The sequence below is a fragment of the Paraburkholderia tropica genome, assembly GCF_914484835.1.
Classification (GTDB): Bacteria; Pseudomonadota; Gammaproteobacteria; order Burkholderiales; family Burkholderiaceae; genus Paraburkholderia; species Paraburkholderia tropica_A.
In genome coordinates, this window is the sequence record NZ_CAJZAR010000041.1 from 20,229 (window position 1) to 36,499 (window position 16,271).

Consider the following 16,271-nt stretch of genomic DNA (forward strand, 5'->3'; position numbering starts at 1 on the left):
GAGGCGAGCATGAGCGCACTGGATATCCGCGATCTGAGCGTCGCCTACGCGGGCGCGCGTCGCGGCGACGCGCCCAGCGTGGCGCTCGCGAACGTGAATCTGCAAGTGGAAAGCGGCGAGTTCGTGGTCGCGCTCGGCGCCTCGGGCTGCGGCAAAACCACCTTGCTGAACTGCATCGCGGGCTTCATCGAGCCGACCGGCGGCGAGGTGCGCGTGAACGGCGCGCGCGTGGCCGGGCCGGGCGCGGAGCGCGGCGTGGTGTTTCAGAAGCACGCGCTGCTGCCGTGGCTGAACGTGCTCGACAACGTCGCGCTGGGCCTGCGTTTCCGGCGCGTGCCGAAGGCCGAGCGCGAACGGATCGCGCGTGCGCAACTCGCGCTCGTCGGGCTCGACGAGCATGCGCGTTCGCGCGTGGATGCGCTCTCGGGCGGCATGCAGCAGCGCGTGGGCATCGCGCGCGCGCTCGCGAGCGATCCGCAAGTGCTGCTGATGGACGAGCCGATGGGCGCGCTCGACGCGATGACGCGCGAATCGGTGCAGACGCTCGTGCTCGACGTCTGGGCGCGCACGCAGAAGACGGTGTTCTTCATCACGCACAGCGTGGAGGAGGCGCTCTTTCTGGCGACGCGCGTGGTGGTCATGACGCCGGGGCCGGGGCGCATCGAGCACGCGTTCGAGGTGCCGTTCGCGCGCCGCTATCTGCGCACGCGCGACGCGCGCGCGGTGAAGTCGGCGCCCGATTTCATCGAATGGCGCGAGCGGCTCGTGAGCCTGCTGCACGCGGATGCGCGCGAACCGGCGCTGACTTGAGCCGATCCACGAGCCGATCCATGAAGCCCATAGTGAAGGTGATGCGATGAGCGTGCCGCAAGAATCGTTGGAAGCGCTGAACGCACGCGCCTCAAGTCATTTCGACGGCGCTGAAGTCGCGTCGCAAACCGCGTCGCAAACCGCGCCGCAAGCCGCGCCTGCTTCGTCCGCGCATTCGCGCGCCCGCGTCTGGCGCATGCCCGGCGAAGGCCCGACGGCCGCGCTGAGCGCCGCGTCGGTGGCCGGGCTGGCCGCGCTCTGGTGGCTCGCCACGCATCTGCACTGGCTGCCGCCGCTCTTTCTGCCGACGCCCGAGGCGGTCTGGCACGCGTTCGTCGACGCGTGGCACGGCCGCATCCAGGGCGGTCTGCCGCTCTCCGAGCATCTGTTCTGGAGCGCGCTGCGCGTGTTCGGCGCGTTCGCGCTCGCGGCGCTGACGGCGATTCCCGTCGGCATCCTGATGGGTGTGTCGCGCGTCGCGCGCGGCCTGCTCGATCCGCCGCTGGAGTTCTACCGGCCGCTGCCGCCGCTCGCGTATCTGCCGCTCGTGGTGATCTGGTTCGGCATCGACGAGACCGCCAAGATCGTCGTGATCTGGCTCGCCTGCTTCGCGCCCATCGCCATGGCCGCGCGCGCGGGCGCGAAAAGCGCCACGGTCGAGCAGTTGCGCGCGGCGGCGTCGCTGGGCGGCAGCTTCGCGCAGATCGTGCGCTTCGTGGTGCTGCCGGCCGCGCTGCCCGAGATCCTCACCGGGCTGCGCATCGCCATCGGCTTCGGCTGGACCACGCTGGTGGCCGCCGAAATGGTCGCCGCCACGGCGGGTCTCGGCCAGATGGTGCTCAACGCGTCGAGCTTCCTGCGCACCGACGTCGTGGTGATGGGCATCGTGCTGATCGGCCTGATCGCCTGGGGTTTCGACCTCGGCATGCGCGCGCTCGAACGGCGTCTCGTGCCGTGGAAAGGGCGCGGCTGAGGCGCGCGTTCCCCACCTGTTAAGACCCTTTTCCATCCCGCACCCGCGCGCCTGGATTTCCGGATTCCCGTACACATCCAATCCGCATTTCTGGAAATCCAGATTGCGGGCGCGCGGCCGCGCTAAAAATCCCTTGTAAATCAAGGGTGAAGGCGCGCTGCGCAGCTGGCATCAACCTTGCAAAATAAAGCGCGCGGCCACCCCGGCCGCGACAAAAAAAGCAAGGAGACAGCCGATGTCCGATCCCCTCGTCCGGTTTCGCTGATTCCCCCCGTTTCGACCTGTCGCGGTTCGGCGCGTATCTGCGCGCGGCCATCGGCTTAACTCATTGCAGGCATCCAAAGTGAAGAAACCTCTCCACAAAGTGCTGTATTTCCAGGTGATCGTGGCGATTGTCATCGGCGTGATCCTGGGCCATTTCTCGCCCGCCCTCGGCATCGACATGAAGCCGCTCGGCGACGCCTTCATCAAGCTGATCAAGATGGTGATCGGCCCGATCATCTTCTGTACGGTCGTGACCGGCATCGCCGGCATGGAAGACATGAAGAAGGTCGGCCGCGTGGGCGGCAAGGCGCTGCTCTACTTCGAGATCGTCTCGACCTTCGCGCTGGTGCTCGGCCTGATCGCCACGCACGTGCTGAAGCCGGGCGCGGGCTTCAACGTCGACGTGGCCACGCTCGACGCCAAGGCCGTCGCGAGCTTCGCGGAGAAGGCACACGGTCAGACCACCGTCGACTTCCTGATGCACATCATCCCGGACACGATGTTCTCGGCGTTCGGCCAGGGTGAAATCCTCCAGATCCTGCTGATCGCGCTGCTGTTCGGCGCAGTGCTCGCGCAACTGGGCGAACGCGGCCGCGTGGTGACCGATTTCATCGACAGCCTCTCGGGCGTGCTGTTCGGCATCGTCAAGATCGTCACGAAGCTGGCGCCGATCGGCGCGTTCGGCGCGATGGCGTTCACCATCGGCAAGTACGGCGTGGGCTCGCTCGTGCCGATGCTCAAGCTGATCGGCACGTTCTATCTGACGTCGATCGTGTTCGTGCTCGTCGTGCTCGGCGCCATCGCGCGCTTCACGGGCTTCTCGATCATCCGCTTCGTTTCGTACATCAAGGAAGAACTGCTGATCGTGCTGGGCACGAGCTCGTCGGAATCGGCACTGCCGCAACTGATGCAGAAGCTCGAACGCATGGGCTGCCCGCGCTCGGTCGTGGGTCTCGTGGTGCCGACCGGCTATTCGTTCAACCTCGACGGCACCAACATCTACATGACGATGGCGGTGCTCTTTATCGCCCAGGCGACCAACACCGACCTCACGTGGACCCAGCAGCTCACGCTGCTCGCGGTGACGATGCTCACCTCGAAGGGCGCGAGCGGCGTGACCGGCGCGGGCTTCATCACGCTGGCGGCGACGCTGGCCGTGGTGCCGACCATTCCGCTCTCGGGCATGGTGCTGATTCTCGGCATCGACCGCTTCATGAGCGAATGCCGCGCGCTGACCAACATCGTCGGCAACGGCGTGGCGACGGTCGTGGTGTCGGCATGGGAGAAGGAACTCGACCGCAACAAGATGCGCGCGGCGCTCTCGGGCAATCCCGAGGAAGTGAAGGAAGGCGCGGGCGTCTAAGCGTTTTTCTCGGGCGGAGGGCACATGCGCTTCGCCCGGATTGCATCTACGATTGCAGTAACGGTTGTACCTGCGCTTTACCCAGCATCATGTCCTTTAACGGCCTCGTGCCGTTGGGCGGCGCGCTGTTTCCCCTGCGGCGCGCCGCGCCTCTTTTCCCCTTCCGCTCAAGCCGTCGGCCGCCTCGCGCGGTAAGCGTGTGCCACAATTCTCCCCATCTCTGTCCGATTCCCCGGAAGCCTCATCCGTGACGCGCCGTCTCATTGTGTTCATCGTGCTCGCCGTCGGGCTCGCGGTGGTTTGCGCGCTCGCGTGGTCGCTCGCCTGGCAGACCGGCATCGACGCGCTGCGCCGCAACGCCGCCGTGCGCGGCGACCGCACGACCGCCGCGCTCAAGAGCACGCTGGAGCGCTACGAATCGCTGCCTTATCTGGTCGGCGCGCATCCGCTCGTGCAGGACGTGCTGGCCGATCCGCGCCCCGACTGGGTGGCCGAGGCGAACCGCTATCTCGAGGATGTGAACCGCCACGCGCGCGCGACCACGACCTACATCATCGGCGCCGACGGCCGCTGCATCGCCGCGAGCAACTGGCGCGGCGCGGACAGCTTCGTCGGCAGCGAATACCGCTTCCGCCCGTATTTCATCGAGGCCGCGAAAGGCAACGTCGGGCGCTTCTTCGGCATCGGCACGATCTCGCACGATCCGGGCTACTACATTTCGCAGCCGGTGCGGCGCGGCGACAAGATCGTCGGCGTGGCGGTGGTGAAGCTCAATCTCGAATGGTTTCCGGGCTCGGATGCGTCCGAGCCGCTGCTCGTCACCGACGATCACGGCGTGATCTTTCTGTCTTCGGTGCCCGCGTGGAAGTACCGCACGGTGCGGCCGCTGCCCGCCGAGATCGTCCGCTCGATCGACCAGACGCGCCAGTACGCGCGCCAGGACATCGCGCCCTTGCCCGCGAGCGTCGAGCGCGTGCTGCCCGGCGACGCCGATATCGTGCGCATCGGCAGCGGCCTGCGCGCGCCGCGCTATCTGGAAACGCGCCGCGCGCTCGGCGAGCCCGACTGGCATCTGGTGACGATGTCGCCGATCGATCCGGTGCTCGACGCCGCGCGCAACGCCACGGTCATGACGGGCTTCGGCTATGTGTCGCTGTGCCTGCTCGGCTTCTACTGGCGCATGCGCCGCGCGCGCGTGCGCGAAGTGCTGCGCAGCCGCGCGATGCTGCAAAAGGCCTATGCGATGCTCAACGACCGTGTGGCCGAGCGCACCGCCGATCTCTCGCAGGCCAACGAACGGCTGCAACGCGAAGTGGCCGAGCGCACGCGCGCCGAACAGGAATTGCGCGCGACCCAGGACGAGCTGATCCAGGCGAGCAAGCTCGCGGCGCTCGGGCAGATGGCGGCGGGCATCACGCACGAACTCAATCAGCCGCTCGCTGCGCTGCGCAGTTTTTCCGACAACACGCGCGTGTTTCTCGCGCGCGGCCAGTACGATTCGGCGCACGAGAATCTGGAGGCGATCGGCTCGCTCACCGAGCGCATGGGCAAGATCGTCAATCAGCTCAAGCTGTTCGTGGGGCGCGCGAAGCCCAGGAGCCAGCGCTCGCCCGTGGCGCGCGCGCTGCGTAATGCGCTCGCGCTGCTCGGCAAGCGGCTCGAAGGCGTGCGCGTCGAACTCACCCTGACCGACGGCGAGGCCGCGCCGGTGCCGCTCGATCCGCACGGCGAGTATCCCGAACTGGTCGCGCAATGCGACGACCTGCGGCTCGAACAGGTGCTGATCAACCTGATCGGCAATGCGCTCGACGCGGTCGCGGGGCTGCCCGATCCGCGCATCGTCATCGACATTCAGGCGCTGCCCGCGACGCTCGCGATTTCGGTGCGCGACAGCGGCCCCGGCATTCCCGACGACGTCATGCCGCGCCTCTTCGAGCCCTTCTTCACGACCAAGGAGATGGGGCAGGGGCTCGGTCTCGGGCTGGCGATTTCGTCGTCGATCGCGCGCGATTGCGGCGGCGCGCTGGCCGCGCACAACGGCCAGGACGGCGGCGCGTGCTTCGTGCTGACGCTGCGGCGCACGCGCATGGGGGCGGCGGAGCCGAAGCCGCAGAATCAGGAGAATGCGCGCGGCGCAGATAAAACCTCCAGCGCATCGCGCACCTCCAATCAGGAAGGCGAACGAACATGATCGACACGACGCCCGGCCGGGTGCTCTATATCGAGGACGACGAACTGGTGCGCCGCGCCGGCGTGCAGAGCCTGCAACTCGCGGGCTTCGAGGCCACCGGTTTCGCGACGGCCGAAGCCGCGCTGCCGCTCGTCGATGCCGAATTCGCGGGCGTGGTCGTCAGCGACATCCGCCTGCCCGGCATGAGCGGGCTTGACCTGCTCGCGCAGTGCCACGACCGCGCGCCCGATGTGCCGGTGATTCTCGTCACCGGTCATGGCGATATTTCGATGGCCGTGCAGGCGATGCGCGACGGCGCTTACGACTTCATCGAGAAACCGTTCGCGTCCGAGCGGCTGATCGAAACCGTGCGCCGCGCGCTGGAGCGCCGCACGCTGATGCTCGAAAACCTCGCGCTGCGCCGCGAACTGGCGGGGCAGAACGCGCTCGCGCCGCGCATCATCGGCAGAAGTCCGGCGATCGAGCAGGTGCGCAAGCTGATCGCGAACGTCGCGCCCACCGATGCGTCCGTGATCATCAACGGCGACACCGGCGCGGGCAAGGAGCTGATCGCGCGCAGCCTGCACGAGCTTTCGCCGCGCCGCGATAAACCGTTCGTGGCCGTGAACTGCGGCGCGCTGCCGGAGCCGATGTTCGAGTCGGAGATGTTCGGCTACGAGCCGGGTGCGTTCACGGGTGCGGCCAAGCGGCGTATCGGCAAGCTCGAACACGCGGCGGGCGGCACGCTCTTTCTCGACGAAATCGAAAGCATGCCGCTCGCGCTTCAGGTGAAGCTGCTGCGCGTGCTGCAGGACGGCGTGCTGGAGCGGTTGGGTTCGAATCAGCCGGTGCGCGTCGATCTGCGCGTGGTCGCGGCGGCGAAGGGCGACATGCTCGAACACGTCGCGGCGGGCACGTTCCGGCGCGACCTGCTGTATCGGCTCAACGTGGTGACGATCGCGCTGCCGCCGCTCGCGGAGCGCCGCGAGGACATCGTGCCGCTGTTCGAGCACTTTCTGCTGGACGCAGCGGTGCGTTACCAGCGGCCCGCGCCGCTGCTCACCGAGCGCGACCGCATGCGTCTCGCGCAGCGCGACTGGCCCGGCAACGTGCGCGAACTGCGCAACGCGGCGGACCGCTATGTGCTTGGGATTCCCGACGATGTCGCGCCGCCCGCCGCGAACGGCGCCGACGACGCGCAGCCGCTCAAGGAGCGCGTCGAGCAATACGAGCGCGCGCTGATCGCCGACGCGCTCCAGCAATCCAACGGCGCGGTCGCGCAGGCGGCGGAGCGCCTGCAGATGGCTAAGGCCACGCTCTACGAAAAGATCCGGCGCTACGGCCTCGTGGCGCGCGGCGAGCACGAACCGCGCGCATAAAAAAACGGCAGCGAATTTCGCTGCCGTTTTTTATTGGGCGATGCGTTCTGTGCGGCTCAGGTCGCGAGCGCCTTTTGCAGCAGCTGGTCGAGTTCCGCGAACTGCGGCTCGCCCACATAGCGCTTGAGGATCTTGCCGTTGCGGTCGACCACGAAGGTCGTCGGCGTGAGCTGCACGTTGCCGAACTGCTTCGCGGCGGAGCCGTCGTCCATCGCCACCTTGAACGGCAGCTGGCGCGTTTGCGCGTAGTTGGCGACGTACATCGGCGCGTCGTAGTTCATCGCCACGGCGACGAATTCGAGGCCTTCGCCCTTGTAGCGGTTATAGGTCTGAACCATCTGCGGCATTTCCTGCATGCAGGTCGCGCAGCTGGTCGCCCAGAAGTTGATCAGATAGACCTTGCCCTTGAGATCGGCGGTCGAGACCTTCTGGCCGGACAGCAGCGTGAAGGTGGCGTCCGGCACGCGCTGCTGGCTGCCGAAGAACGCGAAATAGCCGGCCACGGCGATCGCCAGCACGACGACGGCGGCGGCGATGTTGCGCAGCGCGCCGGAGCGCGCCTTTGGTGAATTCGGGGATGCGGACATGGGTTGGTGCCTCGAGCGCCCACGGGCGCGGAAAGAGCCGGACTGCGTCTGGCAAAACTGCGGACAAAACCGCCGGCAAAAAACAGGCAAAACTTGAGCAAAGGCATTGTAGCGCTGAATTTCCCGGCATAGCGGCTACGCAGGCACATGCCCGGCATCGCAGCGGATAATGATGCGAACCTTCGCTCATTCCCGCACTTTTATGCCGCCACGCCAGCGTTTTCCGGGTTTTCCAACTGTCGCCGCGTTTTTCGCCGGACTCCGCGCGCGGTCTGCGCGGGAGTTGCCGCTTTCACTATCAGGGTCGCGATGGCGCGCGCGTGTGCGCCGCGGCGGCGCGTGCATGCTGGGCGCGGCGCTCGTCGCGGGCGTGCTGGCGTGCTCGCCGACCTACGACTGGCGCACGGTGTCGAACAACGCGAGCGGCTATAGCGTCGACTTGCCCGCCAAGCCGGGCGCGGATCAGCGCAGTCTCGACGTCGGCGGCACAACCATGCGCATGCGCGTGCAGACCGCCGAAGTGGGCGGCGCCGTATTCGTGGTCGGCACGCTCGATCTGCCCGACGCACAGCCCGCCACCCAGCAAAAAGCGCTCGATTTCCTGCGCGACGGCCTCGCGCGCAATCTGGGCGCGCCGCCCGCCGCGCATGCGGTGGACGTGCCGCTGGCGGCGGGCGGCGCAGTGCAGGGCATCGAACTCGATCTGACGGGCAAGGCCGATAACCCGGCAGGATTCGGCAACGCGGGTGGCAAGGCCGAAGCGCGCACGATTCACGCGCGTCTTGTCGCCAGAGGAACGCACGCGTACCAGCTCGCGATCGTGGGCCGCGAGCAGCCGCCCGTGGAACAAGTCGATCAGTTCTTCCAATCTTTCAGACTGTATTGAGGATAACGGAGCGACGGGCGCTGGCGGCCCGAAGTGAATGTGCTCTCCTGGGTTTACCGGCTAACACACGGATTTGATTGAGGGTTTACGGGTTACCCACAGAGCCTGTGGGTAACTTTGTGGAAAAAGCCGCGCCGCCAGCCGCAAAAGGCCGCCCTGTGGGCTTTTTGTTAGATCTGAGCGCTTTCCGGTGGTTTGCTAATTACTGAAGAATCAATGACTTGCGGTATGAATAAAAACTGAATGCGAATCGTGCACATAAACGGGTCGAACACGACGTTGTGTGCATAAGTCAAGTCTTGACATGCATTTTTTGATCCGTCTGACGAGTGACGCCGTGCCGCCGCTGCCTGGAACGCACAAAGCGCCGCGTGGCGCGGCGCACGAGCGTTCGCGTCGCGCAATTCGTGCGCACTACTGATCGGCGAGCGCGCGGCGATACTGCACGGCCTCCGCGATATGGGCGGCCGAGGGCATGGCGGCGCCGTCGAGATCGGCGATCGTGCGCGCGACCTTGAGCGCGCGGTAGTAAGCGCGCGCCGACCAGCCGAAGCGCTCGCCCGCTTCGCGCAGCAGCGCTTCGCCAGCAGCATCGGGGCGGCAGACGGTGTCGGTTTCGCGTCCGCTCAATTCACGGTTGGTCTTGCCCTGACGCGCGATCTGCCGCTCGCGCGCGGCCGCCACGCGCTGCGCGATGATCGCGCTGGCCTCGCCGGGTGCGCTGGCGCGGCCAGCGAGTTCGGCGGGCGGCAGCGCGGGAATCTCGATCTGGATGTCGATGCGGTCGAGCAGCGGCCCGGACAGCTTGCGCCGGTAGCGCGCCGCACCTTCGGGCGTGCAGCGGCACCGCCCGGACGGATCGCCGCGCCATCCGCACGGACACGGATTCATGGCCGCGACCAGTTGGCAGGCGGCGGGGAAGTCGGCTTGCCACGCCGCGCGCGAGATGGTGATGGAACCGGCTTCCAGCGGCTCGCGCAAGGTCTCCAGCACATGGCGGTCGAACTCGGGCAGCTCGTCGAGAAAGAGGACACCTAAATGTGCGAGCGTAATTTCGCCGGGCTGCGGCGGATTGCGCCCGCCGACCAGCGCCGCCGCACTCGACGAATGATGCGGCGCGCGAAACGGCCGCCGCCGCCACTGCTGCGGCGAGAAGCCGATCGCGCTCGCCGAGAGCAGCGCGGCACTCGCGAGCGCTTCGGTGTCGGTCATCGGCGGCAACAGGCCGGGCAGGCGCGCGGCGAGCATGGACTTGCCCGCGCCGGGCGGCCCGACCATCAGCAGATGATGACCGCCCGCCGCCGCCACTTCGAGCGCGCGACGGGCGCCGCGCTGGCCGATCACGTCGGCCATGTCGGGCAGGGCGGCGCGCGGCGTGGCGTCGAGCGCGCTGGCGCGCACGGGCGCAAGGCGCGCGTCCTCCGCACCCTCCGCGCCGGAGAGATGCGCGCACAGTGCGCGCAGGTCGGTGACCGCGTAGACATCGACATCGGGCACCAGGGCGGCTTCGGCGGCGTTGTCGGCGGGGAGATAGAGCTGCGGCGTGCGTGGTGCCGCGTGATCGGCGGCGGCTTCGTCGCTGTGCTCAGCGGCAGGGGCAGCCGCAGCAGCCGAATGCGCATGTGCGCGCGCCGTGCCGCAAGCCATCGCGAATGCGCCGCGCATCGGCCGCACCGCGCCGGTGAGCGACAGTTCGCCCGCGAACTCGCGATCGGCGCTGAGCGAAGCGGCGGGAATCTGCCCGCTCGCCGCCAGGATGCCGAGCGCGATCGGCAAGTCGAAGCGTCCCGATTCCTTCGGCAGATCGGCGGGCGCGAGATTGACGGTGATGCGGCGCACGGGAAAGTCGAAGCCGCAGTTGCTGAGCGCGGCGCGCACGCGCTCGCGGCTTTCGCGCACTTCGAGATCGGGCAGGCCGACGATGGAGAACGACGGCAGCCCGTTGGCAAGATGGACTTCGACGGTGACGTCGGGCGCGCGGCCAGCAGCCGGCGCGCGGCTGCGCACCACGGCAAGCGACATGGGGATCTCCGGGAGACGGCACACGCGCGCCGCACGCGCGACGTGGATGTCGCGCGCGGCCCATGCGCCAGGCTGGTGAGGCGCGTGCCCCTTTACGGTTCCTTTGCGAAACCGTTACGGCTCGCTTGCCTTAAGCAAACACAGAATTGTTCAGGACGACTGGCCAGTGACGGGCAGCTTCTGTTCGAGTTCGGCCACGCGGCGTTCGAGTTCTTCGAGGCGCGCGCGCGTGCGGGCGAGCACTTGCGCCTGCGCGTCGAACTCCTCGCGCGTGACGAGTTCGAGCTTCGAAAAGCCCTGCGAGAGCATCGCGCGCACGTTGCGCTCGACGTCGCGCGCGGGCGAGTTCTTCAGCAGATCGCTGACCTTCGACTGAATGTCGTTGAATACATCGTTCGGTTGTTTCATTCGCTTCCCCTTCGTTGCACAAATTTTGTGCAAGTTTCGTTTCGACTGTGCCTCGCTTTGGGTCGTGACCGATCTTGGTGCGCAACCCGCAAGTCGGGCCATACCCGTGTGCGCATCTGGTGCGTGGCGCGTGCGATGTTGCCTGCGGGTGCGTGCGAGGCACCGGCAAGGCACCCGCGAGGCGCCGGCGCGCGGCCTGCAAACTCGCGCCCAAGCGGCTTTGCGCGGTGCTCGCGCACCTGCGCCATGACGCGAGACCTGAGAACACTCTAGCAACGATCCCAGGCCGCCGCCACCGCGCGGACCTCACGTTGGCCATCCGGCCAGGACCTGCGCCGGCCGTGCCCGCGCCCCGCCTGGACCGCGTTTGGCGTCGTCGGCAGGTCGTTCGCGCGCGGGCCTGCGCACGCGGATCGCGCATTGTCCACGGGATGCGCCAATCCTGCATCGAACTCTGTCAAAAACTTCGGCCGATCGAATTGGCACGGGTGTTGCTAATACCGTCCCGCGCACCGAAAAACGGCTGGCTCGCGGTGCGCCAGCGGGGCGAGACCCGCACCGCAGGCGCCCGTTGCAGAAATAAACACGGGATGAAGCAACTACAGCGAGGACTACATGAAACTGATTACAGCAATCATCAAGCCGTTCAAGCTCGATGAGGCGCGCGAGGCCCTGTCGGCCATCGGCGTCTCGGGGATCACGGTCACCGAAGTGAAAGGCTTCGGCCGTCAGAAGGGCCACACCGAGCTGTATCGCGGTGCGGAGTACGTCGTCGACTTCCTGCCCAAGGTGAAGATCGAGGCCGCCGTGTCCGACGACATCGTCGACCAGGCGATCGAGGCGCTCGAACGCGCCGCGCGCACGGGCAAGATCGGCGACGGCAAGATTTTCGTCACCCCCATCGAACAGGTCATCCGTATCCGCACCGGCGAGACCGGCGCAGACGCGCTCTGACCACCAGCAGCACACGCGATAGTCGATAGACGAGAGAGACAAGAGGAAACCGAGATGCGCAAACTTTTGATGTCCCTGCTGATGGCCGGCTCGCTGCTCGCCGGCGGCATCGGCGCCGCCCTCGCGGACGACGCTTCGGCGCCGGCCGCGGCGTCGGCTCCCGCAGCTTCCGCTGCCCCTGACGCTTCGGCGGCCGCAGCAGCGCCTGCCGCCTCCGCACCCGCCGCCGACGCGGCATCCGGCGCCTCCGCCAGCGCGCCGGCCGCCGACGCCGCGCCCGCCGCACCGACCGCGCCGTTCTCGGTCGATTCGTCGAAGATCAGCTCGGGCGACACCGCCTGGATGCTGACCTCCACGGCGCTCGTGCTGTTCATGACGATCCCGGGTCTCGCGCTGTTCTACGGCGGCATGGTCCGCAAGAAGAACGTGCTCGCGACGCTGATGCAAAGCTTCGCCATCACCTGCGTCGTCACGGTGATCTGGACGGTGATCGGCTACTCGCTGGCGTTCACGCCGGGCGGCTCGTTCATCGGTGGCTTCTCGCGCGTCTTCCTTGAAGGCATGAACTACATCAAGGGCGACAAGGCGACGACGCTGACGGTCAGCCACCTCGCGCCGACCATCCCGGAAAGCGTGTACTTCGTGTTCCAGATGACGTTCGCGATCATCACCCCGGCGCTCATCACCGGTGCGTTCGCTGACCGCATGAAGTTCTCGGCGATGCTGGTGTTCATGTCGCTCTGGTCGGTCATCGTCTACGCGCCGATCGCGCACATGGTCTGGGAACCGACCGGCTGGCTCGCCAGCGCAGGCATCCTCGACTTCGCAGGCGGCACGGTGGTGCACATCAACGCCGGTGTGGCCGGTCTCGTGTGCTGCCTCGTGCTCGGCAAGCGTGTCGGTTATGGCCGCGAAGTGATGGCTCCGCACAACCTCGTGCTCACGCTGATCGGCGCGGCCATGCTGTGGGTGGGCTGGTTCGGCTTCAACGCGGGTTCGGCAGTGGCGGCTGACGGCCGTGCCGGTTTCGCGATGCTCACGACGCAGATCGCCACGGCATGCGCGGCGCTCGGCTGGATGTTCGCGGAGTGGATCGCCAAGGGCAAGCCTTCGGTGCTCGGTATCGCTTCGGGCGCGGTGGCAGGTCTGGTTGCAGTGACGCCGGCTTCGGGCTTCGTCGGCGTGATGGGCTCGATCGTGATCGGCGTGGTGGCAGGCGTGGTCTGCTTCTGGTCGGCTACGTGGCTCAAGCACAAGTTCGGTTATGACGACTCGCTCGACGCATTCGGCGTGCACGGCATCGGCGGCATCATCGGCGCCATCCTGACCGGCGTGTTCGCGGTCAAGGACATCGGCGGCGCCGACGGCAGCGTGATCCTGCAGATCAAGGGCGTCGCGACGACCCTGATCTACAGCGGCGTGGTCAGCTTCATCCTGCTGAAGGTCATCGACATGGTGATGGGCCTGCGCGTCACGGAAGAAGAAGAACGCGAAGGTCTGGACGTGATCCTGCACGGCGAACGCGTCGAATAAGCGTTCGATCACGGATCCGATTCATGGTTTGAGGTTGTAGGGCAGTACAGGCAGTAAAGGCAGTACTGGAGCACAGCGACTTGGGCCCGTCCTCGTGACGGGCCCTTTCTTTTTTTGCGAGCTTTGTGCGTGCGATGGCTGCCGAAACGCGGGCGCGCGGTTTGCTCCCTCGTTTCGCGATGTGGGAATAAAGGCGCGCGGCGCGCGTTAGCTGCGTATGGGGGAAATTGCGGGGAAGTTGCAGCGAAGTTGCAGGCAAGTTGCCGAGAAAGTGTCCCTTCATTTCGTGGGACTCCATTGCGCGCGACGGCGCACGCGGTCCAGAATGGATATTCACCAGGAATGAAGGGAGGGCCGGCGGCGCGCCGGGGTGACGAACCGCCCGAGGCCTGGCCGCGCATCACCCTACATGGCGTAAGGAGAACGCGTCTTGCATCCGGCGCAATCGTCCCCAGATAGACCACCGGTTTCCCTACAATCCAATAAGCTTTCGTCCGCGAGTAATCCCATATGGTCCCGCATCTGGTCACGGCGTTGAATGGCCCGCTCCTCGAACTGGAGCAGCGCATCCTCGACGCGACGCCGGCCATCGAGCGCTGGTTCCGCCTCGAATGGCAGGAGCACACGCCGCCGTTCTACTGTTCGGTGGATCTGCGCAACGCCGGCTTCAAGCTCGCGCCGGTCGACACCAATCTGTTCCCGGGCGCCTTCAACTGCCTGCCGCAGGAAGTGCTGCCGCTCGCCGTGCAGGCCGCCATGGCCGCCATCGAGAAGATCTGCCCGGACGCCAAGAATCTGCTCGTGATTCCCGAGCAGCACACGCGCAACGCGTTCTATCTGGAGAACGTCGCGCGGCTCGCCACGATCATGCGTCAGGCGGGCCTGAACGTGCGTTTCGGCACGCTCGACGAAACCATCGCCGGGCCGGTCACGATCTCGCTGGCGGACGGCCAGAAGATCGTGCTGGAGCCGCTCGAACGTTCGCAGCGCCGTCTCGGGCTGAAGAACTTCGACCCGTGCTCGATTCTTCTGAACAACGATCTGTCCGGCGGCATTCCGCCCGTGCTGGAGAACCTGCACGAGCAGTATCTGCTGCCGCCGCTGCACGCGGGCTGGGCGGTGCGCCGCAAATCCACGCACTTCTCCTGCTACGACGACGTGGCGAAGAAGTTCGCGAAGATGGTCGGCGTCGATCCGTGGATGATCAACCCGTACTTCGCGCACGTGGAAGGCGTCGACTTCGAGGCGCGCACGGGCGAGGAGCAACTGGCGACCGCCATCGACGCGGTGCTCAAGAAGATCGCGAAGAAGTACCGCGAGTACGGCATCACCGAAAAGCCCTACGTGGTGATCAAGTCCGACGCGGGCACCGACGGCCGCGGCGTGATGACGGTGCACGACGCTTCGGAGGTCGCCGCGCTCACCAAGCGCGAACGTGCGAAGATGTCGGCCACGAAGGACGGGCTCGAGGTGCACGACGTGATCGTGCAGGAAGGCGTCTACACCTTCGAGCACATCGGCGACGAAGTGGCCGAGCCGGTCGTCTACATGATCGACCGCTACGTGGTGGGCGGTTTCTATCGCGCGCACGGCAGCCGCGAGCGCGACCAGAATCTGAACGCGCCCGGCATGCACTTCGTGCCGCTCGGCTTCGAGCACACGGCGCTGCCCGACACGCGCGCGAAGCCGGGCGCGGCGCCGCCGAACCGCTTCTACATGTACGGCGTGGTCGCGCGCCTCGGATTGCTGGCGGCATCGGTCGAGCTCGAAAAGACCGACCCGGAAGCGATCCAGGTCTGATGGCCGGCGCAGACCGGCGCCAGGCACGACACGACGGATAACACGACGCTGCGCCCGCCCTGTGCGGGCGCAGCCGTCATCACATCACGAAACAGCACGGATACAGCAGGGACGACATGGACATTCTCTTCATCGCCGATCCGCTCGAGCGGTTCAAGATCTACAAGGATTCGACCTACGCGATGATGGCCGAGGCCGCGAAGCGCGGCCACACGCTCTATGCGTGCGAGCCGCAGCAGCTCGCCTGGGTGAACGGTCGCGTGGAAGCCGACGTGCGGCGCGTCGAGATCGTCGGCGATACGGCGGACCTGCATCGCGCGCCGTGGTTCACGGCCACCGACACCACGCGCGCGCTCACGGAGTTCGGCGCGGTGCTGATGCGCAAGGATCCGCCGTTCGACATGGAGTACGTCACGTCCACGTGGTTGCTGGAACTGGCCGAGCGCGCGGGCGCGAAGATCTTCAACAAGCCGCAGGCGATCCGCGATCACTCGGAAAAACTCGCGATCGGCGAATTCCCGCAGTTCGTCGCGCCGACGCTGGTCACGCGCGACGCCGCGCGTCTGCGCAAATTCCACGAAGAACATCAGGACGTGATCCTCAAGCCGCTCGACGGCATGGGCGGCATGGGCGTGTTCCGCGTGAAGGCGGACGGCATGAACCTCGGCTCGATCATCGAGATGCTGAGCGAGGACGGCCACCGCAGCGTGATGGCGCAGAAGTTCATCCCCGAGATCAAGGACGGCGACAAGCGCATCCTGCTGATCGGCGGCGAACCGGTGCCGTACTCGCTCGCGCGCATTCCGCAGGGCAACGAGGTGCGTGGCAATCTGGCCGCGGGCGGTCTGGGCCGCGCGCAGCCACTCACGGCGCACGACATGGAGATCGCCAAGGCGCTCGGGCCGACGCTGGCCGCGCGCGGGCTGCTGCTCGTGGGCCTCGACGCTATCGGCGACTGGCTCACCGAAGTCAACGTCACGAGCCCGACCTGCTTCCGCGAGATCATGGAGCAGACCGGCTTCGACGTGGCCGCGATGTTCATCGACGCGCTGGAGCGCGCGGCGGCTTGAGTCTGCGTCGGTTTGATGGCTTCATGCCGCGTTTCGAGGAGACGCTCGAAAC

Annotated in this window: 13 protein-coding genes; 10 read left to right on the forward strand and 3 right to left on the reverse strand. The window is 66.8% G+C overall.

All coding sequences use genetic code 11. The features are described 5' to 3' along the window. Positions 1 to 9 precede the first annotated feature (9 nt). The 5 genes from LDO54_RS11365 (at position 10) to LDO54_RS11385 (ending at position 6,959) form a co-directional block, all read left to right on the forward strand. Positions 10 to 810 carry a taurine ABC transporter ATP-binding protein gene (locus LDO54_RS11365; protein ID WP_224010288.1) on the forward strand — a complete coding sequence of 267 codons (801 nt, stop codon included), beginning with the start codon at positions 10 to 12 and terminating at the stop codon, positions 808 to 810. 196 nt (positions 811 to 1,006) lie between these two features. Further along, a complete protein-coding gene (locus LDO54_RS11370) occupies positions 1,007 to 1,783 on the forward strand; it encodes an ABC transporter permease subunit (RefSeq protein WP_224010479.1) in 777 nt (258 codons plus the stop codon). 343 nt (positions 1,784 to 2,126) lie between these two features. Then, complete coding sequence (locus LDO54_RS11375) at positions 2,127 to 3,410, forward strand: dicarboxylate/amino acid:cation symporter (protein WP_224010289.1); 1,284 nt, start codon at positions 2,127 to 2,129, stop codon at positions 3,408 to 3,410. 199 nt (positions 3,411 to 3,609) lie between these two features. Further along, the gene (locus LDO54_RS11380; RefSeq protein ID WP_436975554.1) at positions 3,610 to 5,601 is read left to right on the forward strand and encodes a sensor histidine kinase; all 1,992 of its coding nucleotides are present in this window, start codon (positions 3,610 to 3,612) and stop codon (positions 5,599 to 5,601) included. Then, positions 5,598 to 6,959 (forward strand): sigma-54-dependent transcriptional regulator, encoded by a 1,362-nt coding sequence (locus LDO54_RS11385; protein WP_224010290.1) that lies wholly within the window; start codon positions 5,598 to 5,600, stop codon positions 6,957 to 6,959. Before LDO54_RS11380 ends, LDO54_RS11385 begins: the two co-directional genes overlap by 4 nt. A gap of 56 nt (positions 6,960 to 7,015) precedes the next feature. Here LDO54_RS11385 and LDO54_RS11390 read toward each other — a convergent pair whose 3' ends face one another. Further along, positions 7,016 to 7,546, reverse strand: a complete 531-nt coding sequence (locus LDO54_RS11390) for a TlpA disulfide reductase family protein (RefSeq protein ID WP_224010291.1) — start codon at positions 7,544 to 7,546, stop codon at positions 7,016 to 7,018. 169 nt (positions 7,547 to 7,715) lie between these two features. Here LDO54_RS11390 and LDO54_RS11395 point away from each other — a divergent pair, with 169 nt between their 5' ends. Then, positions 7,716 to 8,432 (forward strand): hypothetical protein, encoded by a 717-nt coding sequence (locus tag LDO54_RS11395; RefSeq protein ID WP_436975555.1) that lies wholly within the window; start codon positions 7,716 to 7,718, stop codon positions 8,430 to 8,432. A 414-nt stretch (positions 8,433 to 8,846) separates the two neighbouring features. Here LDO54_RS11395 and LDO54_RS11400 read toward each other — a convergent pair whose 3' ends face one another. Together LDO54_RS11400 and LDO54_RS11405 are read right to left on the reverse strand one after the other, a co-directional pair. Continuing rightward, positions 8,847 to 10,454, reverse strand: a complete 1,608-nt coding sequence (locus LDO54_RS11400; RefSeq protein WP_224010292.1) for a YifB family Mg chelatase-like AAA ATPase — start codon at positions 10,452 to 10,454, stop codon at positions 8,847 to 8,849. 150 nt (positions 10,455 to 10,604) lie between these two features. Continuing rightward, positions 10,605 to 10,862: an accessory factor UbiK family protein gene (locus LDO54_RS11405; protein WP_065062099.1), complete on the reverse strand. Its 258-nt coding sequence runs from the start codon at positions 10,860 to 10,862 to the stop codon at positions 10,605 to 10,607. Between the two features lie 615 nt (positions 10,863 to 11,477). Here LDO54_RS11405 and LDO54_RS11410 point away from each other — a divergent pair. From LDO54_RS11410 to gshB, 4 genes are all read left to right on the forward strand, one after another. Then, positions 11,478 to 11,816: a P-II family nitrogen regulator gene (locus LDO54_RS11410; protein ID WP_006048089.1), complete on the forward strand. Its 339-nt coding sequence runs from the start codon at positions 11,478 to 11,480 to the stop codon at positions 11,814 to 11,816. 54 nt (positions 11,817 to 11,870) lie between these two features. After that, a complete protein-coding gene (locus tag LDO54_RS11415; protein WP_224010293.1) occupies positions 11,871 to 13,349 on the forward strand; it encodes an ammonium transporter in 1,479 nt (492 codons plus the stop codon). A gap of 510 nt (positions 13,350 to 13,859) precedes the next feature. Beyond that, positions 13,860 to 15,149 carry a glutamate--cysteine ligase gene (gene gshA / locus LDO54_RS11420; RefSeq protein WP_065062103.1) on the forward strand — a complete coding sequence of 430 codons (1,290 nt, stop codon included), beginning with the start codon at positions 13,860 to 13,862 and terminating at the stop codon, positions 15,147 to 15,149. Positions 15,150 to 15,265: 116 nt separating this feature from the next. Beyond that, complete coding sequence (gshB, locus tag LDO54_RS11425; protein WP_224010294.1) at positions 15,266 to 16,219, forward strand: glutathione synthase; 954 nt, start codon at positions 15,266 to 15,268, stop codon at positions 16,217 to 16,219. The last annotated feature ends 52 nt before the right edge of the window (positions 16,220 to 16,271 follow it).